The organism is Vreelandella titanicae, from assembly GCF_014697095.1.
In the GTDB taxonomy this organism is placed as follows: Bacteria; Pseudomonadota; Gammaproteobacteria; order Pseudomonadales; family Halomonadaceae; genus Vreelandella; species Vreelandella titanicae.
The window spans coordinates 1033753-1053191 of record NZ_CP059082.1 but is presented as its reverse complement, the minus strand read 5'-3'; the positions used below and the strand labels follow the sequence as shown (position 1 = coordinate 1053191).

General features: G+C 56.5%; 20 protein-coding genes. 7 read left to right on the top strand and 13 right to left on the bottom strand.

Going from position 1 to position 19439, the window contains the following annotated elements:
- Positions 1-153 precede the first annotated feature (153 nt).
- The 5 genes from HZS52_RS04975 to HZS52_RS04955 form a co-directional block, all read right to left on the bottom strand.
- On the bottom strand, positions 154-468 hold the full coding sequence (locus HZS52_RS04975; RefSeq protein ID WP_022521110.1) for a hypothetical protein: 315 nt from the start codon (positions 466-468) through the stop codon (positions 154-156).
- Between the two features lie 311 nt (positions 469-779).
- Positions 780-2066 carry a phosphate regulon sensor histidine kinase PhoR gene (gene phoR / locus HZS52_RS04970; protein ID WP_009286296.1) on the bottom strand — a complete coding sequence of 429 codons (1287 nt, stop codon included), beginning with the start codon at positions 2064-2066 and terminating at the stop codon, positions 780-782.
- 2 nt (positions 2067-2068) lie between these two features.
- Complete coding sequence (gene phoB, locus HZS52_RS04965; protein ID WP_009286297.1) at positions 2069-2758, bottom strand: phosphate regulon transcriptional regulator PhoB; 690 nt, start codon at positions 2756-2758, stop codon at positions 2069-2071.
- A gap of 140 nt (positions 2759-2898) precedes the next feature.
- Positions 2899-3789, bottom strand: coding sequence for a 4-hydroxybenzoate octaprenyltransferase (ubiA, locus tag HZS52_RS04960; RefSeq protein ID WP_009286298.1), 891 nt, complete (start codon positions 3787-3789; stop codon positions 2899-2901).
- 35 nt (positions 3790-3824) lie between these two features.
- Positions 3825-4400 (bottom strand): chorismate--pyruvate lyase family protein, encoded by a 576-nt coding sequence (locus HZS52_RS04955; protein ID WP_167522527.1) that lies wholly within the window; start codon positions 4398-4400, stop codon positions 3825-3827.
- Between the two features lie 137 nt (positions 4401-4537).
- Here HZS52_RS04955 and HZS52_RS04950 point away from each other — a divergent pair, with 137 nt between their 5' ends.
- The 5 genes from HZS52_RS04950 (at position 4538) to HZS52_RS04935 (ending at position 7486) form a co-directional block, all read left to right on the top strand.
- A complete protein-coding gene (locus tag HZS52_RS04950) occupies positions 4538-5728 on the top strand; it encodes an NAD(P)/FAD-dependent oxidoreductase (RefSeq protein WP_190374243.1) in 1191 nt (396 codons plus the stop codon).
- 108 nt (positions 5729-5836) lie between these two features.
- Positions 5837-6109 carry an HU family DNA-binding protein gene (locus HZS52_RS04945; protein WP_007112276.1) on the top strand — a complete coding sequence of 91 codons (273 nt, stop codon included), beginning with the start codon at positions 5837-5839 and terminating at the stop codon, positions 6107-6109.
- A complete protein-coding gene (locus tag HZS52_RS04940; protein ID WP_022521104.1) occupies positions 6109-6465 on the top strand; it encodes a hypothetical protein in 357 nt (118 codons plus the stop codon). The genes HZS52_RS04945 and HZS52_RS04940 overlap by 1 nt, the downstream gene beginning before the upstream one ends.
- Before the next feature lie 78 nt (positions 6466-6543).
- Positions 6544-6744: a helix-turn-helix domain-containing protein gene (locus tag HZS52_RS24335; protein WP_223828052.1), complete on the top strand. Its 201-nt coding sequence runs from the start codon at positions 6544-6546 to the stop codon at positions 6742-6744.
- Between the two features lie 64 nt (positions 6745-6808).
- Entirely contained in the window at positions 6809-7486 is a 678-nt protein-coding gene (locus HZS52_RS04935; protein WP_223828051.1) for a LysR substrate-binding domain-containing protein, read from the top strand.
- Here HZS52_RS04935 and HZS52_RS04930 read toward each other — a convergent pair.
- From HZS52_RS04930 to HZS52_RS04910, 5 genes are all read right to left on the bottom strand, one after another.
- Positions 7465-9015 carry an aldehyde dehydrogenase family protein gene (locus HZS52_RS04930; RefSeq protein WP_022521102.1) on the bottom strand — a complete coding sequence of 517 codons (1551 nt, stop codon included), beginning with the start codon at positions 9013-9015 and terminating at the stop codon, positions 7465-7467. The two genes, HZS52_RS04935 and HZS52_RS04930, sit on opposite strands and share 22 nt — an antisense overlap.
- On the bottom strand, positions 9015-9917 hold the full coding sequence (locus HZS52_RS04925) for an NAD(P)-dependent oxidoreductase (RefSeq protein ID WP_009286303.1): 903 nt from the start codon (positions 9915-9917) through the stop codon (positions 9015-9017). The genes HZS52_RS04930 and HZS52_RS04925 overlap by 1 nt, the downstream gene beginning before the upstream one ends.
- A 101-nt stretch (positions 9918-10018) precedes the next feature.
- Positions 10019-11176 (bottom strand): M20 aminoacylase family protein, encoded by a 1158-nt coding sequence (locus tag HZS52_RS04920; RefSeq protein ID WP_161463618.1) that lies wholly within the window; start codon positions 11174-11176, stop codon positions 10019-10021.
- Between the two features lie 10 nt (positions 11177-11186).
- The gene (locus HZS52_RS04915) at positions 11187-11681 is read right to left on the bottom strand and encodes an ABC transporter ATP-binding protein (protein ID WP_027958723.1); all 495 of its coding nucleotides are present in this window, start codon (positions 11679-11681) and stop codon (positions 11187-11189) included.
- Positions 11668-12486 carry a DUF3100 domain-containing protein gene (locus HZS52_RS04910; RefSeq protein ID WP_027958724.1) on the bottom strand — a complete coding sequence of 273 codons (819 nt, stop codon included), beginning with the start codon at positions 12484-12486 and terminating at the stop codon, positions 11668-11670. Before HZS52_RS04910 ends, HZS52_RS04915 begins: the two co-directional genes overlap by 14 nt.
- 171 nt (positions 12487-12657) lie before the next feature.
- On the opposite strand from HZS52_RS04910, the gene yccS reads away from it, so the two are divergent.
- Complete coding sequence (gene yccS / locus HZS52_RS04905; RefSeq protein WP_190374242.1) at positions 12658-14862, top strand: YccS family putative transporter; 2205 nt, start codon at positions 12658-12660, stop codon at positions 14860-14862.
- A gap of 9 nt (positions 14863-14871) precedes the next feature.
- Here the strand turns inward: yccS and recG are convergent, their stop codons facing one another.
- Together recG and HZS52_RS04895 are read right to left on the bottom strand one after the other, a co-directional pair.
- On the bottom strand, positions 14872-16950 hold the full coding sequence (gene recG / locus HZS52_RS04900; protein WP_190374241.1) for an ATP-dependent DNA helicase RecG: 2079 nt from the start codon (positions 16948-16950) through the stop codon (positions 14872-14874).
- On the bottom strand, positions 16947-17876 hold the full coding sequence (locus HZS52_RS04895) for a hydrogen peroxide-inducible genes activator (protein WP_022521096.1): 930 nt from the start codon (positions 17874-17876) through the stop codon (positions 16947-16949). Before HZS52_RS04895 ends, recG begins: the two co-directional genes overlap by 4 nt.
- A gap of 217 nt (positions 17877-18093) precedes the next feature.
- On the opposite strand from HZS52_RS04895, the gene HZS52_RS04890 reads away from it, so the two are divergent.
- Complete coding sequence (locus HZS52_RS04890) at positions 18094-18975, top strand: SDR family oxidoreductase (RefSeq protein ID WP_190374240.1); 882 nt, start codon at positions 18094-18096, stop codon at positions 18973-18975.
- On the opposite strand, the gene HZS52_RS04885 is transcribed toward HZS52_RS04890, so the two are convergent.
- The gene (locus HZS52_RS04885) at positions 18972-19361 is read right to left on the bottom strand and encodes a RidA family protein (RefSeq protein ID WP_022521094.1); all 390 of its coding nucleotides are present in this window, start codon (positions 19359-19361) and stop codon (positions 18972-18974) included. The two genes, HZS52_RS04890 and HZS52_RS04885, sit on opposite strands and share 4 nt — an antisense overlap.
- Positions 19362-19439: the final 78 nt, after the last annotated feature.

Below are 19439 nucleotides of genomic sequence, written 5' to 3'. Positions count from 1 at the left end.
GGCTCCAACCTTGGAATTAACCCTGACTAGTGTTCTGATTGCCTACTGATTCATCCGTGAATCTTAAAAGCATTCTTGCTTTTGTAACATCCTGTTAATCGCTTATTCATTCTCTGAAAAAGCTTTTAATGATATCTAAAAGGTCATTGATAATTAGCTACCGCCATTTTCTTCTACAAGCTCATCCTTGTCATACTCAGCATCGTCTGAGTGACTGCTTGATTGCGGATCCATGTCGCTGGCACCATCACCTTCGTCATGGGTTAAATCGTCAGTCATGTCTGTTGTATCACTGCCAGTTGAACTACCGGTACCTTGGGAATCCATCGGTTGCTCGTCAGCGGTAATACCTTGGTTTTCGTCAATCGCCGAATTTTCATCGGTTTGTGCAAAAGCTAATGGGCTTGCCATCAGACCAAAAGATACACCTAAAATGCCAGCTTTCTTGAGAAAATCCTTGGACGTCATATCCTACCTCCGATCGCTGTTTAGTACCGCTTAATGAAGAAAGAAAGGCTTACTGAGAAGCCAGCAATTCCTGCGGTCATCTTCCTTCAATCTGTACTCTGCAGAAGGCATGCCAAAAAACTTAAGCATATAAATAAAAACAACAAAATCAGTCTCTTAATTAAAAATAAGTTATGCCAAAAAGGCATCGACTGAGTCACGACACAACGCTTTAAGCTGTGTAAAAATGGCACATGGGTAAAGCTTTACCAACCTTGCATGCCAATATTGCACATTGCTACAAATATTATGCGATGGGATGACTTGCTAAATTAAACAAGACGCGAGGGGGGGAAGGCGCAGCGAAACAACGCACCCTTGCCGGGAAGGGACTCAATTTGTAGTTGCGCATCGTGGCGCAACAGCACGTGCTTAACGATCGCCAAGCCTAAACCTGTGCCGCCAGTCGCAGTGCTGCGCCCCTTATCAACACGGTAAAAGCGTTCTGTTAGTCGGGGAATATGAACGGGATCAATCCCTTCACCGTTATCTTCCACATCGATATAGCCGCCACCAGTAGCACTAGCTTTCCAGCGCAGGGTGATTTGGCTGCCAGCAGGCGTGTAGCGAACCGCATTAAAGGCAAGGTTAGAGACGGCGCTGCGAATCTCCTGTTCACTGCCTAACAGTCGGGCATCGCTCTCAAGGGCGACGGTGATGGTATGACGTTGATGCGATAGGGCCAGCGCATCATCACAAACGCTTTGCAGTAAAGGCTCGAGTGACAGTGGATGATGATCTTGGCCGCCCTGGTCAATTTCCAAACGCGAGAGCAGCAATAAATCGTTGACCAGATTCTGCATCCGCTGGGTCTGTTCCTGCATTTGCTGAATACTACGTCCCAAGCGCGGCGGAAGCTGGTCGGAGATATCACTGTAGGTTTCCAAATAGCCGGAGAGAACGGTCAGCGGCGTACGTAACTCATGGGAAACGTTGGCGACAAAGTCGCGCCGCATCTGCTCAAGACGATGCAAGCGGGTGATATCGCGAGCCATCACTAAGCGTTCGTCGTCACCGTAGAGGGTAATTTGATACTGCAGGATTCGCCGTTCATCAATCGGTGAGGTGAGCGTTAACGGCTCACTGTAGTTACGCGAATTAAAATAGCTGATAAAGCCCGGGTCGCGCAGCAGGTTGGTAATGTGTTGACCACGATCATGGGCGGTTTGTAGCCCCAGCATGGCGGTGGCGGCGCTGTTCCACCACTCCAAATCACCGTGGCGATCAAGCATGACCACGCTATCACGCATTGCTTCAGACGACTCTTGAATACGTGCCAAAGTAGCCCGCAGACGGCTTTGGGTGATGCGCTGACTTTTTTGATAGCGGTATAAACGATCGAATAGCTCGCCCCACATCCCGCGAGCGGCAGGCGGTTCATCGTTAGGGTGGAGGGTGAGCCACAAATAGAGTTCGCGTAACTGTCGTAAGTGGTAAAACAAGCATCCCGCAAGCCCTGCTGCAAGCCCCAGCCCAGCCGAGCCCAACAGCCAGCCCAAGCAAGTGCCCAGCGTGGCCAGCCACGCTATTCGCCACAGCTCACGACTCCATAAACGCACATTTACACCCGTGCAGAGAAACGGTAACCGGTACCCCGAACCGTTTGGATCAGGTTTTGATGCACGTCGCCCAGCGCTTTACGCAAGCGGCGGATATGCACATCGACCGTGCGCTCTTCAACGTAAACATTGCCGCCCCACACTTGGTCAAGCAGCTGGCTACGTGTGTAAGCGCGCTCTTGGTGAGTCATAAAAAACTGCAGCAAACGGTACTCGGTGGGGCCCATTTCCAGCGCTTTGCCGTGGGCACTTACCCGGTGGCTCACCGGATCAAGCAGCAGGCCGTTAATCTCAATCGGGTCTTCAACGCCACGTGGCGTCGCACGGCGCAGCACCGCTTTTAGCCGTGCCACCAATTCCCGGGGTGAAAAAGGCTTGGTGATATAGTCATCGGCACCGGCTTCAAGCCCTTGAATTTTATTATCCTCTTCGCCTTTCGCGGTGAGCATAATAATCGGGATTTCAGCGGTGGTTTCTTCACGCTTTAGGCGTCTCGCCAGCTCAATACCGCTAGTGCCGGGCATCATCCAGTCCAGCAGCAGTAAATCGGGTTGGTGGTCGACCACCATGGCATGGGCATCCTGGGCGTTATCCGCTTCGAGCACGCGATAGTCAGCCATTTCCAGCGCTACCGCGATCATCTCGCGAATCGACGCCTCATCATCGACAATCAGAACGGTCTTGGCGGTCATACCAGAGCCTCACGGTGTTCAAAGAAACTAGTTCAAAGAAAAACAGTTCAAAGAAAAACAGTTCAAAGAAAAACAGATCAATGACATGTCAGTGACGATAACACCATGACTTGATGACAATTACATGACAATCGCCTCGATCAGCCAGCCGCAGGCCACCAACTTAGCGCGATACCGGCAAAAATCAGCAGTCCCGACCAGTGATTATTGAGAAACGCCTGGAAGCAGGCATCCCGCTCCTGGTCGCGAATTAAGCGCTGCTGATGCAGAAAAGTCGCTGCCATTGCCGCTAGCCCTAACCAGAAGAAACCACCTAAACCAACCCACCAGCCTACCCAAGCCAGCAACCCCAGGGTGGCTAGCTGGAGTAAGCCGATAATCAAACGATCCGCATTTCCAAACAGCACGGCCGTCGATTTAATGCCAATTTTTAAATCGTCGTCGCGATCGACCATGGCGTACTGGGTATCGTAGGCCACTGTCCAGCACACATTAGCGCAGAATAGCAGCCATGCTTCCAGCGGCACGTGGCCGAGCACGGCGCCAAAAGCCATCGGAATTGCCCAGGAAAAAGCCGCGCCCAGCACCACCTGAGGAAAGTGGGTATAGCGCTTCATAAACGGATAAATAATCGCCAGCAGCACCCCGCCCAGCGAGAGCAGCACCGTAAACCAGTTGGTCAGTAATACCAGAATAAACGCAGCGGCCACCAGGGCGATAAACAGCAGTTGAGCTTCGGTTTCGCTGATACGGCCCGTCGCTAGCGGACGTTGTTTTGTGCGTTTCACATGCCCATCGAAGTGGCGATCCGCATAGTCATTGACCACGCAGCCCGCAGCGCGCATCACATAAACGCCGGCCACAAAAATCAGCAGCACATTTCGCCCTGGTACACCTTCCGCAGCCACCCATAATGCCCACAGCGTCGGCCACATCAAAAGCCATGTGCCTATCGGCCGATTCAAGCGCATCAGCTGTAAAAAATCTGCCACGCGAGCCCATCCCTTCGGCCGCAACAGTGAACGATCCATGCTTACCTCACGAAGAATAAGATGCAGGCGCTAGCCTAGCGCGAAGGCAGGCCAAGATCATCCGCCATCGCCGTCAAAAAATACTCTTGCACTAATAACGACAGACTGCCGTGCTTACAGCCGTGATAAAAAACAGAGCGCCTTCCCCAGGCACAGCCTTCCTGTATGCCGTTGACGCTAGCAAACTGGGGGGAATGCGTCGTTACTTCCAATGGCCCACGCACTAAACCCGGCTGGCGAAATAGCCAACTACCTAGCGAGCGCTCGCCCAGGCACTCTAGCCGTTGGCCCTTTACCTGTGAGAGCGGGGCGACCGAGCGCGCCACCACCCATGGCGTTCCATCTAAGCACAGCGCCACTTCCCGCAGCCAGGCGTAACGCTTGGCACCAATGCCCAGCGCCTGAGCCTCATCCTGGCGCGGCCAACCAACCCCCTGGCGCAACAGTCGTACTCGAAACGGCTTCTCGCCACCTGCGACCATTAAGTGGGCGGTTAACGAGTCGGTGGAGGCAACCCACTGCCACCAGGAAGCACTCATCGCCGGGCGCGCCGCATCAATCGGGCGCCAGCGGGAAAATAGAGGAGTTTGCCGAAAAGCAGCAGCCGTCACCGAGTTCTCCAGGGCAATTAACGGGTTGGCTAGTGTAACATGAGCACTGAAAGGCTTTTGTTTCAGCGACTTTTTTAACGACTCGGTTTAGCGCTTCTTTTTTCGCAACCTTATTTAGCAACTTTTTTGGTGTCTGCATGCCCGCCACCCAAACACAGAAAACCTCTTCGCACTCTGCGCTGGTGATTATTGGCACTGGAATGGCAGGGGTTGGCCTTGCCCGGGCGTTGCGCCGATTGGGCGACCAACGCTCAATCACGCTGGTGAGCGCCGACAGCGGCGATGATTACAGCAAGCCGTTGCTCTCCACCGGCTTCGCCAAGGGCCTGGTGCCCGAACAATTAGCCCAGCGCAGCGCTACTGACCTGGGCGAAGAGCTAAATGCCCAAATGGTTATCCACACCCAGGTAACCGCACTGGATGTGGATAACCAAACAATTCTGCTCGAAGGCGGCATGGTGCTCGGCTACGACACACTGGTACTGGCCACTGGCGCTGCACCACGGGTGCCCTTCAGCATTGAACCCAGCGTAGCCCCACGCTGCTTTACCATTAACGACCTGGATGACTACCGCCGCTTTCACACGGCGCTAAGCCAGGGCCCTGCACGGGTGGCGATTGTTGGCGCGGGGCTGGTCGGCTGTGAATTTGCCAACGACCTCCACGCTGGCGGCCATCGTGTCAGCCTCATTGCCCCAGAAGGAACCCTACTTCCTCGCTTGCTGCCACCGCCCTTAGGGAACGCCCTAGGCGATGCCTTTAGCGAAGCAGGTATCCATCTTCACCTTGCACGTTCGATTGATTCGATAGCGGCCGAAAGCGGCGAAGATATCGTATTACGTCTGGATAACGGCGACGCTGTCAGCGCTGATCTCGTGTTGATGGCAACCGGCCTTGTACCTCGCACAGCACTTGCCGAATCGGCTGGTTTAAACGTATCACCTGGCGGTATAGTCGTTGACCGCCAGTTGCGTACATCGCACCCCAATATCCACGCCCTAGGCGATGCAGCCTGCGTAGACGGTGTTAATGCCATGTACGTGCAGCCACTACAAGCCAGCGTTAAGGCGCTGGCGGCAACCCTTTCAGGCGCGCCCACTCCGGTTAGCTTCGGTGCTTGGCCGGTAGTGGTTAAAACGCCGCTGCTACCAGTGGTGGCCTACCCGCCAACGAACACGCCTGAGCACTGGCGAATTGAAGGCGAAGGCGGTGATATCAGTGCCTTGGCTGAAAATAAAGACGGTCGTTTGATTGGTTTTGCGTTGACAGGCGGCTGCGTGAGAAGGAAAGTGGAGCTTTCCAGAGCAGCACCTGCACTGCTAGGCTGATTTTCGTCGCGTTCACGACTAGGCTAGAGAAGCTAACCTAATCGGCTACGCACCCAACAACATGCATTTGTTTGATGTTTGATTTCTTTTAAAAAGGGGAGATTCCTTATGCGCAAACCTGAACTCGCTGCAGCCATCGCTGAAAGTGCCGACCTATCCAAAGATAAAGCTGGCCAAGTGCTGAACGTTATTCTGGATGAGATCACCAACAGCGTTGCTAAGGGCGAAGATGTCGCTTTGATTGGTTTTGGTACCTTCACGGTACGTGAGCGCGCAGCACGTACCGGCAAAAATCCGCAAACCGGTGCCCCGCTGCAGATTCCGGCCAGCAAAAACGTTGCCTTTAAGCCAGGCAAAGGACTTAAGGACGCCGTTTCTTAATGAAGCTCAAGCTGACGCTGTGGCTACTGGGCGTACTGCTCAAACGTGCCCTGCGCCGCAAGCCGCGCTTTCGTGAACAGTTAGAACGCATGCGCGGCCTGGACTGGGGGATTGCCACGGAAGATCTAAGTATTGCCCGCCACTACCGGATGACACCGAAAAGTATCAGTACCGGCAAAGGGCTGCCTGTGGACTTAGATCTTGAGCTACGCTTCCGTGATCAGAATACCGCCTTGAAAGTGCTCAAAAAGCCAACACAGCAGGCCTTTCTCGACGGCATGATAAACGGCGACGTGCGCTTAGTGGGTGATTCCGCCGATATGAATAAGCTGCAAAAACTACTCAAGTATTTGTAGCGGTTTACGATTGGCATAGGGTAACGGCTTAGATTAAATAAATTTAGGCTGAACAAGGTAGAGGTATAAAAGCTATCGATGGACATACCTCATCAACGCCTCGTTTACTTTCGCGTTACCCTTGAGTCTGGCTCCGTGCGCCGCGCAGCGGCGCGCTTGGATATTGCTCCCTCGGCGGTAAGCCGGCAAATTGCTTTGCTGGAAGAAGCCTTGGGAGCGACGCTTATGGAGCGTCAGCGCGACGGCATTTCGCCTACTCCGGTAGGCGAAGCTGCTTGAGTACTGCGAGCGCCGCGGCGCCCTTGATGAAGGGTTTATTGCGTCACTTGAATCGTACCAACGCATGGAAACCGGCAAGATATCGCTTACCGTCGGAGAAGGGTTTGTCAGTGACCTAGTAGCATCCCCACTGCATGAATTTACCCAACGCTATGCGGGCATTCAGCTCGATATCCATACCGCAGGCACCTCGGGCATTATTGACGCCATTGTCGGCGATCACAGTCATATCGGCTTGATGTTCCATGAGCGTACCCATCCCCAGCTGCGTTTCTGGTCATCTACTCCTCAGCCACTCATGGCTATTCTATCGCCCAACCACCCCTTAACCAGCCAAACGTCACCGCTCACGCTTACCCAGCTTAGCGACCAGCCCATGGCCATGTGGGACACCACTCATGGGGTACGTCAAATGGTCGACCAAGCATTCCAGCAATCACGCATAGCCCCGCGCATGGCGATGAATACCAACTCAATGGTGATTCTGGCCCAATATGTGCGCAGCGGCATGGGCATTACACTGTTACCCGCCTTTGCCGTCGCCCACGATTTAGAGCTCGGTACGTTAGTGGCGCGCCCGGTAGATAATCCGCTTTTTCAGCGCTCCCAGGCCCACATGGTCACGCGGGTAGGCCGCCAACAGCCCAAGGCCAGCATTCTGCTGCTACGCCACCTGCAGCGCTGGATGCAGGCGTTTCGCGCCCCAGGCTCGGTAAGCGATCAACCAACACCACTGCCGTAACCGAACGCCACACTGGCTTCAGGGGCTGTTTCCACCCAGACGCTTTGCGGCACCGTATATTCGCGCAGGCCATCCAAGCCGCTGGAGCGACCGAAGCCGCTATCGCCAAAGCCACCAAACGGTGACATCACGCTGATCGCCTTGTAGCTATTGATCCATACCGTACCAGCACGCAGTTGCCCAGCTACGCGATGCGCTCGCGCTACGTCCTGGCTCCAAACGGCGCCAGCCAAGCCAAAGCGGGTCTCGTTGGCGAGCTGAATGGCCTGATTTTCATTGTCAAAGGCCATGGCCACCAGCACCGGACCGAACACTTCTTGTTGAGCAATCTCCATATCCGGCGTGACATCGACCAGCACGGTAGGGGCGATAAAGTAGCCCTGAGCCTCGGTAGGTAATCCCTCTGGCCGTTTACCGCCCGTTAACAACGTTGCGCCAGCGGCTACCGCCGCGTCGATCATGCGTGTGACCTGCTCAAATTGGCGGTGATTCTGCAAAGGCCCCATGCGGGTCGCTTCATCGTTAGGCAGGCCCACCGAAATCTGTTCCGCCGCCCGCGCCAAACGGCTGGTGACTTGCTCAAACACCGGGCGCTCGATCAACAGCCGCGAGCCCGCCACACAGCTCTGGCCGGCGGCGGCAAAAATGGCCGCCTGGGCACCCGCGACAGCTTCATCCAGCTTGGCATCGGCAAACACAATATTGGCGGATTTGCCCCCCAGCTCTAACACGCTGGGCACCAACCTCCTCGCGCCCGCTTCAGCAATCATGCGACCACTCTGGGGAGAGCCCACGAACACCAGTTTGCTGATGGCAGGGTGGTCGGTCAGCGCTGCGCCGGTCGACTTGCCCAGCCCGTTGACGATATTGATCAGCCCTTTAGGAAGTCCGCCGCTTTCAAGTAGCTTGGCAATCACCACCGATGAAAAGGGCGTCAGTTCGGAAGGCTTTAGCACCACACCATTGCCCGCCGCAATGGCAGGGGCTAACTGCCAGGCACAGGTGAACATCGGGGCATTCCAGGGGGTAATCTGCCCCACCACGCCGTAAGGTACATGGCGCACATAGTTAAGATGCGAGGTAGGCACTGGAATCACTTCGCCATGCTGCTTGTCGCACCACCCCGCGTAGTACTCGAACATCTCGCGTACTTTGCCTACTTCAGCCCGGCAGTCACGAATCGGCTTACCGGCCACCACACTTTCCAGCTGAGCCAGCGCCTCTTCATGGCCCGCCAGGCCGCGTATGGCGGCATTCATGCGCCGTCCACGCTCGCTGGCGGTTAGCGCCATCCATTCGCGTTGGCCTCGCTGTGCCGCTTGGGTAGCACGCTTAATCAGTCCAGCACCCGCATCGCGATAGCTCACCAGCGTTTCGCCGGTGGCTGGATTGGTCAGGGTGATCACGTCCCCCTCTCCCGCCACTAAACCGCCATCAACCCAGTTGCTCAGCAGCGTGGTGGCCGTTAATCCAAAACCTTCGAGTAGCGTGGCAAGGTGATCTTGGGCATGTTGGCTAAGTGCGTTCATTACTGCTCCTCCGCCTGGCTGGCACGCGCTAATATCGGCGTGGTGATATGGTTAAAGTCATCGCTATCGGTTGGTTGTTCGGGGTTCGCGTGCCAGGCATCGACCACGGCTTGTAACAGCGGCGAGGGGATATCCAGTTGCTCAGCGGCATCCCGGGCCAAACGTAAATCCTTACGCATCAAACCGGTGGTAAAGCCTGAGTCAAAACGCTCACTCAACACCCACTCTGGGAAGTTCACCTCGCTGACCGCGCTGCGCCCCGAGCCACTGTTAAGGCCCGCCAAGCAGGCCGCGGGGTCAACGCCCGCCTTGACTGCCATAGCAACGGCTTCGGCGGTGGTTAACAAGTGCGCGGCACACAGGTAGTTATTGGCAAGCTTGACCACATGGCCGCTGCCCGGGCCGCCCACATGGGTACGCTTGGCCGACATGGCTTCCAGCATCGGCAATACCCGCTCAATGGTGGCGACATCGCCTCCTAACAGCATCCCTAGCTTGCCGCTGGCAGCTCCTTTCGGGCCGCCGCTGACCGGGGCATCCAACCATAGAAGGCCCGCTGCGGTTACTTTTTCGGCCAGTTCACGCGTCACGGCGGGGTCACTGGTGGAGGTATCGACAATCACGCTACCTTTCGGCGCAAGGTCAAGCAGGCCTGGCGATTGCTCGATCACCTCACGCACATGGGCAGAAGTGGGCAACGACAGCAGGTAAACGTCGCTAGCGGGTAATTCTTCGGGAGCCACAACGGTTAGTCCTTGAGCAGCAAGACGCGATCGCGCTTGCTCAAATACATCGCTACCCGTTACTTCAAACCCTGCTGCTTTGAGGGTGAGCGCCATATTGCCGCCCATCTGCCCCAAACCAATGACGGTAATCGATAAAGGGGTGGTGACTAAAGACATAGTAAAGCTCCTTTAAACGTCATGAAGACGCTATGTTCCGGGTAGACGCTCCCCTACCCAGAGGGCATCAGAGAGCGAATAACGTGTATTAAGTCAGGAATTTAGACGAGTAACGCCCTTACCAGCTCCACCCAGTAGCGCGTGCCCAGCGGCAGCAACGCGTCGTTAAAGTCATAGCGGGGGTTATGCAGCGAAGCGGACTCCTCGCCATTGCCCATCCAGATATAGGCACCTGGGCGCTCGGCCAGCAGGAACGAGAAATCCTCAGAGGCCATGCTGGGCGGCGGGTTGCGCACCACATTGTCGCTGCCGAGTAAGCTTTCCAGCACCGAGGCGCAGTGCTGGGCATGTTCAGGGGTATTGATAGTGGCGGGATAGCAGCGCTGGTAATCCAGCTCAACGGTTAAGCCGTGAAACTCCGCCAAGCTGGCAATCGCCTGCTTAAAGCGTGCCTCCAAGTGCTCTTTAAGCGCCATATCAAAACAGCGCAGCGTGCCGCGAAGCGCCACCTGTTCGGGAATCACATTGAAGGTATCCCCCGCGTTAATGCTGGTAATACTCAGCACGGCAGATTTGTCCGGCGGCGTTTCGCGGCTCACCAGTCCTTGCAGCTGGCTGATCAGTTGGCAGCTCGCCAACACCGTATCAGTACCTAAATGGGGCATCGCCGCATGGCAGCCCTTGCCAGTCAGCGTCAGGCTAAAGATGTCGAAGGCGGCCATGACGTCGGTGTCGTGCACCGCGGCGACGCCTACGGGCAGCCCCGGCCAGTTATGCAAGCCGTACACGGCATCCATGGGAAAGCGCTCAAACAGCCCCTCTTCAACCATCACCCGCCCGCCGCCTGCGTTCTCTTCGGCGGGTTGAAAGATGAACACCACCCGGCCTTTGAAATCCGGCTGCTGCTTTAACGCCCAGGCAGCGCCCAACAGCATGGTAGTGTGTCCATCGTGGCCACAGGCATGCATCTTGCCCGGCGTTTGCGACGCGTAGGCAAGCGCAGTCTCTTCACGAATATCCAGGGCGTCGATATCGGCCCGCAGGCCGATGGTTTTACCTTCACCTTGTTGACCATCCAGAGCGGCTACCACACCCGTTCCGGCAATCCCGGTGGTTACCTCAAAGCCCCACTCAGTCAGCAGCTCGGCAATGCGTGCGCTGGTGCGGTGCTCTTCAAAAGCCGTTTCCGGGTGCTGGTGGAAATCATGGCGCCACGTTTTTAGTTCTGCGCAATCCGGTAAGTCTACTGAAGCAGTCATCGTCTTATCCTTAAAGCATCAAGTGGGCGACAACGGCAGAGCCAATAAAGGTACCGGTAAAGACCAGCAGGGCCACAATCACCAGCTTCCAGCCAGTCTGCTTGAACATGGCAAACTCACGACCGGTAAGCGCCAGCCCTGCGTAGGCCAATACCGGCGTGACCACTGCCAGGAAATCCACCTCGGCCAACCGTGCGATGATCCACCCATTACCCGGAAAGAACGGCAGCGTCGCGATAATACTAACCAGCGACACCCAGGCCACGCTGGGCAGGTAAAAAGGGCAAAACCGCCCAACCACCAAGCCGATAATGACCATGGCATACAGAATCAACATGCCGGGCAGCGCATCTAATAAAGGTGAACCGTTGACGATATTGCTAAACCACGCCGCCACACACACTGCCGCCAGTACCAACGCGGTTTTGCCTAGCTGATTTTCGGGACGTAGCTCTTTTAACGCCTCAGCATCGAACTGATCGATTGGGCTCTCATGAGTTTTCATGGCTAACCTCCTGGCGCGAGCCTTTTAAGCGCTTGTACATCCACTCAGTGATCGGTAGCGCGATAAATAGCGAGATATACAGACCGGTGGCGTAGGTAAGCAGGTTGCTTGCCCCGGCAAAGGCGAGTAGTTCGTCTTTGGATGCGGGTACCGCTTCAGCTAAAGCTGCTGAACACGCCGCCACCATACTGCCACTGCCCACCCCGCAGGCCATGGCCAGAGCACGAATATCGAGAATATCCAGCGAGGCGATGTAGCCCGCCATTAAGGCGAAGTAGAGCGTACCGAACATGGTGCCCACTACGTAAACGCCCATAATGCCGATACCTTCAGGGCTTCTCAGCCCGTAACGGTCTGAAATAATGGCAATATTGGGCTCACGGGCGATAGAGTAAGTGGCACCGATCGCTTCACGTCCCATTTTGAGGACTAATACTGCAAAGGGGAGCGCTATGAGCATGGTGCCCAGATTACCCAATTCCTGGAGAATCAGTGCAGGGCCGGCGGCGATGATCTGCTCGATCGCTGGGCCAATGGTGGAACCGAATTTGGCGATAAACGGCAGGATGGCGATTAGAATAATCGGGCCAGCCGCATTGCTGACCGGCTTGGGAATGACTTTGCCCATTGCCGAAAAAAGATGAGGGTTGAACAGAACGCCAATCACAAAGGCATAGAGCAGCGGTAATAACAACAGTGTTCCAGGCCCGAGGGGGATGCGTACGATGCCGACCCACTCGGCAAACATCGACGTCACAATCACCGTAAGGTGAAGACGCCAGTCCAGCAGCAGTTTGATATCCATAGGAGTGTCCCTGTTTTTTTTAGAGTCACTCCGAGTATCGAAAGGTTACTGTTTCAATCATAGGGCTTTAGTGCGCTATTTTTTAGAACACCCAAACGTTGAGTGCTGAGTAGCGACATCCAACGCCTACGCATTTATACTAAAGTCTAACAACCATCTATAAGAGCTTTTATGCCCCTATCTTTGCCGCTACGGCGCCTTTGGACTCTCGATAAATTCGCCTACAGCCTGCGCGTTTTTATAGCGTTCAGCGGTGCGTTGCTATTTAGCGGCTTAATGGGCGATGTAGCGCTGGTCATTCCGCTTTTCCTCGGCATTATCGCCTGCGCGCTGTCTGAAACTGACGATAGCTGGCAAGGCCGTCTTCAAGCGCTGCTGGTAACGCTAGTGTGTTTTACGTCAGCGTCCTTTATCGTGCAGTGGCTATTTCCCTGGCCGTGGCTATTTGTAGTGGGCCTGGGGCTTTCGACCTTTTGCCTGATTATGCTCGGAGCAATCGGACAGCGTTATGCCACCATCGCTTCCGGCACGCTAATACTCTCGATCTACTCGATGATCAACATCGAGCAGCACGGCGGGGTGGATGAAGACGTGGCGGCGCGCCAACTGCTGCTGTTGGCTGGAGCGGTGTGGTATGGGCTAATTTCGGTGGTGTGGTGCGCACTGTTTTCGCGCCAACCGGTCAAGCAGAGCATGGCACGGGTGTACAAAGCGCTGGGTGAGTTTCTGATACTGAAATCGGCGCTGTTTGAACCGGTGCGCGGTGTCGATGTGGAAGCCCGCCGGGTGGCCTTGGCGCGCCAGAACGGCAAAGTCGTCGCTGCGCTCAATCAAGCCAAAGAGATGATTTTTAGGCGGCTGGAAGGCCAGCGCGGCGACCAAAAACTCAACCGCTACCTACGCATCTACTTTATTGCCCAGGATATTCACGAACGCGCCAGCTCCACCCATTACCCCTACAGCGCGCTCAGCAAAGCCTTTTTCCACCACGATGTGCTGTTTCGCTGCCAGCGGCTGCTGGATCAACAGGGGCGCTCCTGTCGTCAGCTAGCCAAATCGCTGCTACTCAATAGGCCGTTTGACCATCAGCAGAGTGAAGAAGCGCTGGCTGACCTGCACGCCTCGATTGAGAACCTGCGCGGCCGTGGCAAGCCCGAGTGGCTCCCACTGCTTTACCCATTGAGCGCGCTGGCAGAGAACCTGGCCACCCTGGAAAACCAGCTCGCCAGCGCCCACAACCCCGGCGTCAGCGATGAGCGGCGCGACAGTTCGCTGTATGACCGCTCGCCGTCGAGTCTGCAGGAAGCGTGGAAGCGGGTGCGCCTAAACTTTACTCTCGGCTCCCCCACTTTTCGCCATGCAGTGCGGCTCTCCATTGCCCTCACGACCGGCTATGGGCTGATGCAGTGGATCGACCCCGAGCAGGGCTTTTGGATTCTGCTGACCACGTTGTTTGTTTGCCGACCCAACTTTGCCACCACGCGGCGGTTTTTGTCACAGCGGATTATGGGCACGATATTGGGCCTGACAGTAGGGTGGGCGTCGATCAGCCTCTTTCCGCACCCGCTGGTGCAGAGCATGATAGCCGTGGCCGCCGGGGTCTCGTTCTTCGCTAACCGCGAAAAACACTATGTAATCGCTACTGCCTCTATCACCCTGCTCGTGCTGTGCAGCTTCAACCAGGTAGGCGACGGCTATAACCTGATCCTACCGCGGCTGCTCGATACCCTGCTTGGCTCACTCATCGCTGGCTTAGCGGTGTTTTTTATTCTGCCCGACTGGCAGGGTCGCAGGCTTTATCGCGAAGCCGCCAACGCGCTCAATAACCACCGCCGCTACCTGGAGGAGATTATCCACCAGTACGAGGAGGGCAAGCAGGATGACTTGGCCTATCGCCTGGCGCGGCGCAATGCCCATAACGCCGATGCAGCGCTCTCCACCCTGCTCACCAATATGCTCCATGAGCCGGGGCATTACCGGAAACTGGACGCGGACAACGGGCTGCGCTTTCTGGTGCTCTCCAATACCCTACTCAGCCACCTCTCTGCACTGGGCGCCCATCGCCACCAGTTGGCAGACGATGAAGACGATGCCACGCTAGTGCCGGTAGCAAAACGTATTGGTGAGCTGCTGGGACAAATCGCCGAGCGATTAAACCAGCGCCAGCCGGTTGAGCCACTAGCGGATCAAGCTGCCGAGTTATTAGCCCAGCTAGAAGAGAAAAGTGCGCTATCAGCAGATGAAAAAGCCGTCACGCTCTACCGCCCTATCCAAAGCCAGCTACGCCTTATTACCGAGCAGCTCGCCCCGCTGGGTGAAGCTGCGAATCGTCTGGTGGGAAGTGAAGAGCATACGCCAAGCACCGCTAGCGTCTAACCAAGCTAACTACACCTGCCCATAGCGCCCTGCCGCCTCGCCAAGCCAGCGGCGCACCAGGACAGCGGTAACGTCTGGGCTGCCCTGCAGCGTTTGGGCCATGGCCGTTACCCGCTCTAGCAGGTCGGCATCGCGTTCCAGGTCGGCAATTTTCATCTGCGCAAGGCCGGTTTGGCGGGTGCCGAGCACTTCGCCGGGGCCGCGGATTTCCAAGTCTTTCTCGGCGATGCGGAAGCCATCGGTGGTTTCGCGCATGACCGCCAAGCGCTGGCGGGAGCTTTTCGACAGCGGCGGATGGTAGAGCAGCACACAGAAGCTTTCCGTGCTGCCACGCCCTACCCGGCCGCGCAGCTGGTGCAGTTGGGAAAGCCCCAGACGCTCGGGGTTTTCGATAATCATCAGGCTGGCGTTGGGTACATCCACTCCCACCTCGATCACCGTGGTAGCCACCAGCAAATCCAGCTCCCCCGCTTTGAAGGCGGTCATCACCTCGGCTTTCTCGCTCGACTTCATGCGCCCGTGAACCAAGCCCACCGCCAACTCGGGCAGCGCTATGGTTAGCTCATCGCGGGTAACCTCGGCCGCCTGGCACTGCAACGCCTCGGATTCATCAATCAACGTGCACACCCAATACGCCTGACGACCTTCGCTGCAGGCCAGCCGAATACGCTCAACCACTTCAGGGCGGCGTTCGTCGGGCACCACCACGGTTTTTACCGGTGTACGGCCGGGGGGTAGCTCGTCGATCACCGAAACATCCAGATCCGCGTAGGCGCTCATGGCCAAAGTGCGCGGAATCGGCGTGGCAGTCATGATCAACTGGTGTGGGGTTAGCCCGCCCGCCTCGCCCTTCTCGCGTAACGCCAGGCGCTGATGCACGCCAAAGCGGTGCTGCTCGTCAATGATCGCCAATCCCAGGCACTGGAAGTGCACGTCGTCCTGAAACAGTGCGTGAGTGCCCACCACCATACGCGCACGCCCGTCGGCAATCGCCGCCTTGGCATCCAACCGTGCTTTGCCTTTGAGCTTGCCCGCCAGCCACGCCACTTCGATGCCCAATGGTTCAAACCAAGCTTTAAACGAGCGGTAGTGCTGCTCGGCGAGGATCTCGGTCGGCGCCATGATCGCCGCCTGGCAGTTGCCCGCCAGAGCGCTCAGCGCGGCCATGGCGGCGACCACGGTTTTTCCCGAGCCAACATCGCCCTGGATCAGCCGCAGCATCGGCGCTGGGCGACTTAAATCGTGGCTAATCTCCTCCAACACGCGGCGCTGGGCGCCGGTCAGTGCAAACGGCAGTTGGGCCAAAAAGCGTGCCTGTAGGCTGCGCCCAGAGGGAAGTGTGGGCGCGCCATCCGCCTGAATACGCAGGCGAACTTCACGCAGGCTTAGTTGGTGGGCGAGCAGCTCCTCCAGCGCCAGCCGCCGAGTGGCCGGGTGCTGGCCACTGGTCAACTGCTCTATATTCACATCGGGAGGCGGCTGGTGCAGCAAGTGCAGGCTGGCGTGTAGGCCTGGCAACTGAAAGCGTTGAAGCAGGGCATCGGGTATTACATCGGGCAAGGCCTCGGGGGCGCTGTCCAGTAAACCGAGCGCCTGCTGAGCCAGAGCACGCAGCCGCGGCTGGTTCAACCCTTCGGTGGTGGGATAAATAGGCGTGAAATACTCCTCCACCGGGGTCTCACTACCGCCACTGAGCCGGTATTCCGGGTGGTAGATCTCTAAACCGGTCGCCCCAGCCCGCGCTTCGCCAAAGGCGCGCACGGTCGCACCTGAGCGCATCTGTTGCTGCTGGGCCGGTGAGAAGTGAAAAAACCGCAGGCTCAAAATACCGCTAGCATCACGCAGGCGCACCAGCAGGCTGCGGCGGCGCCCTTTAACTACGTCGCAAGCGGTCACTTCGCCCTCTATCACCGCCTCCTGACCTGCACGCAGCAGGCCAATAGGCGTAAGCCGCGTGCGATCCTGATAGCGCATCGGCAGGTGGAACAACAGGTCGCTTACCTGCTCAATACCCAATCGACCCAGTTTCAGCGCCAGCGCTTCGCCTACGCCCTTCAGAGCGGTGATGGGCGCGGAAAGATCACTCATAGGGCGCTTTTCACGGCTTTAGTAGGTTGGCGGCAGTGGCTGATCGCCTGAATCAGCGCCTCAATAGCCTTGGGACGGGGAAAGCTCGCCCGCCAGGCGATCGCCACGGTGCGCGACGGCGCTGGCTCCACAAATGGCCGACTGGCCAGCATGGCATTTTCATACTGGTCGGTGCCCAGCGCAGACTGCGGCAGCACCGTAATACCTAATCGAGAGGCCACCATATGGCGAATGGTTTCCAGTGACCCGCCTTCGGCGATCAGCGTATTGTTGGGGCTGTTGAGTTTTTGGGTAATCGCCGGGCAGGCTTCCAAAATTTGATCGCGAAAACAGTGTCCTTCGCCGAGCAGCAGCAGGCGCTCTTCGAGTAAGTCCTCTTTATTGATCGCTTCCCGCTCGACCCATGGGTGGTTAGCGGGAATGAGAACTTCAAAGGCTTCGTCGTAGATTGGCTTGGTGACCACATCGGTTTCAGTAAACGGCAATGCCACAATAATCACATCCAGCTCACCGCTTCTTAGCTTGGCGCGCAGCGTACCGGTCATGCCCTCTTCAATATACAGCGGCATTTGCGGGGCCGCGTTCGCCAGGGCAGGCACTAGATGGGGAAACAGGTAGGGCCCAATGGTGTAAATCGCCCCAATGCGCAGCGGGTTGGCCAACTGATCTTTACCCGCACTGGCGAGCTCAAAAATCAGGCTGCTCTGCTCCAGCACACGCTGGGCCTGGGCGACGATTTTTTCACCCAGCGGGGTAACCTGGACAGTGGACTTGGAGCGCTCAAAGAGCGGCGTTTCGAGCTCTTCTTCCAGCTTTTTCACCGCCACCGAGAGCGTGGGCTGTGAAACGTGGCAGCGTTCCGCCGCACGGCCAAAGTGACGCTCCTGGGCAAGGGTTACGATGTAGCGAAGTTCTGTTAAAGTCATAGCGGTGCCAGTGGCATCCTCTCGTAGCAGCTCGTGACTAGGGCTTGTATGAAAAAAGTGATGTATGCAAGGCCTTGCATCATGACAGTCAGCGAGACGGAAAAGGACAAGCAAGCTCTGCCGTCGGTCTTCTCAACCGACAATATCTCGGTTCAATGTCATCGTTGGTAGAGACTTTGCATCTAATAGGGAATATTAATCAAGAGGAGTGAGCACGGTGAAGCTAACCGTACTGATTATCGGCTGTGGCGATATAGGGATCAACCTTGGGCGCGAGCTGCTTGAGGAAGGGCACCAAGTGATTGGCCTACGCCGCAACGTGGAAGCCTTAAAAGACACCGGTATCAAACCGCTGGCGTTAGACCTGGATAGCCTTGAAGAGGCCGATGCCAAAAGCCTGCCCCAGGCTGACTATGTGGTCTACACCGTCAGCGCTGACCGTTTCGAAGAGAGCGCGTATCAAAGTGCCTACCCTGAAGGCTTAAAGCGCGTACTGAGCGTGATGGAGCAGCACAAAACGCCTCCGCGCAGGGTGTTTTTCGTCTCTTCAACTAGCGTGCATGGCCAGCAGGAGGGCGAGGTCGTTAACGAAGAGAGCCCCACCGACCCCACTAGCTTCTCTGGCACCCTAATGTGCGAGGCCGAGCAGGCACTGATCAATCACCCCCTGCCGGGTACGGTGATTCGCTTTTCCGGCATTTACGGCCCTGGCCGCGATCGACTGATTCATCAGGTTGCTGAAGGCCGCGTGGCTGCGATCACTCCTGTGGTCTACTCCAATCGCATCCACCGCGACGACTGCACAGGTATTATTGCCCACCTGATTCGCTATCAGGAGCGCGGTGAGACGCTGGATGATATCTACCTGGGCAGCGACTGCGAACCGGTCACCATGCATAACGTAATGATGTGGCTGGCCGAGCAGTTAAAAGTAGAGGCCACAGAGACCATGCAGTCCCCTTTACGTCGGCGAACGAGCAAACGCTGCGATAACCAGCGCATATTGAGCACTGGTTATCAGTTCCGCTTTCCCAGCTACCGCGAAGGCTATGCACAGGTACTCAAAGAGGGCGGCTTTCTAGAGCTAAACAAAGCCTAGTCACCGATAACCATCACCGCTTCCGCTTCCACCTGGCTGCCTTTGGGTAGTGCTTTGACGCCAACGGCGGCGCGGGCGGGGAAAGGAGCGGTGAAGAACTCCTCCATGACTTGGTTAACAATCGCAAAGTTATCCAAGTCCACCAGGTACAGATTCAGCTTCACGATATCGCTTAGCGAGCCCGCCGCTTCTTCGCATACTGCCTGTAGATTGGTGAAGACTTGGCGTGCCTGAGCTTCGAAATCCTCAGACACAATCGCCATGGTCGCGGGATCCAGCGGGATCTGGCCAGAGAGATAAACCGTGTTGCCCGCTTTAATGGCCTGGGAGTAAGGACCAATAGCCGCGGGGGCTTTGCTGGTGTTGATAACGGCCTTATTGCTCATACGTTGTTTCGCTCCTGTAATGGGTAACACTTAATTATTTGATACTGAAAAATAGCGATCGCTGCCGATTTATATCAG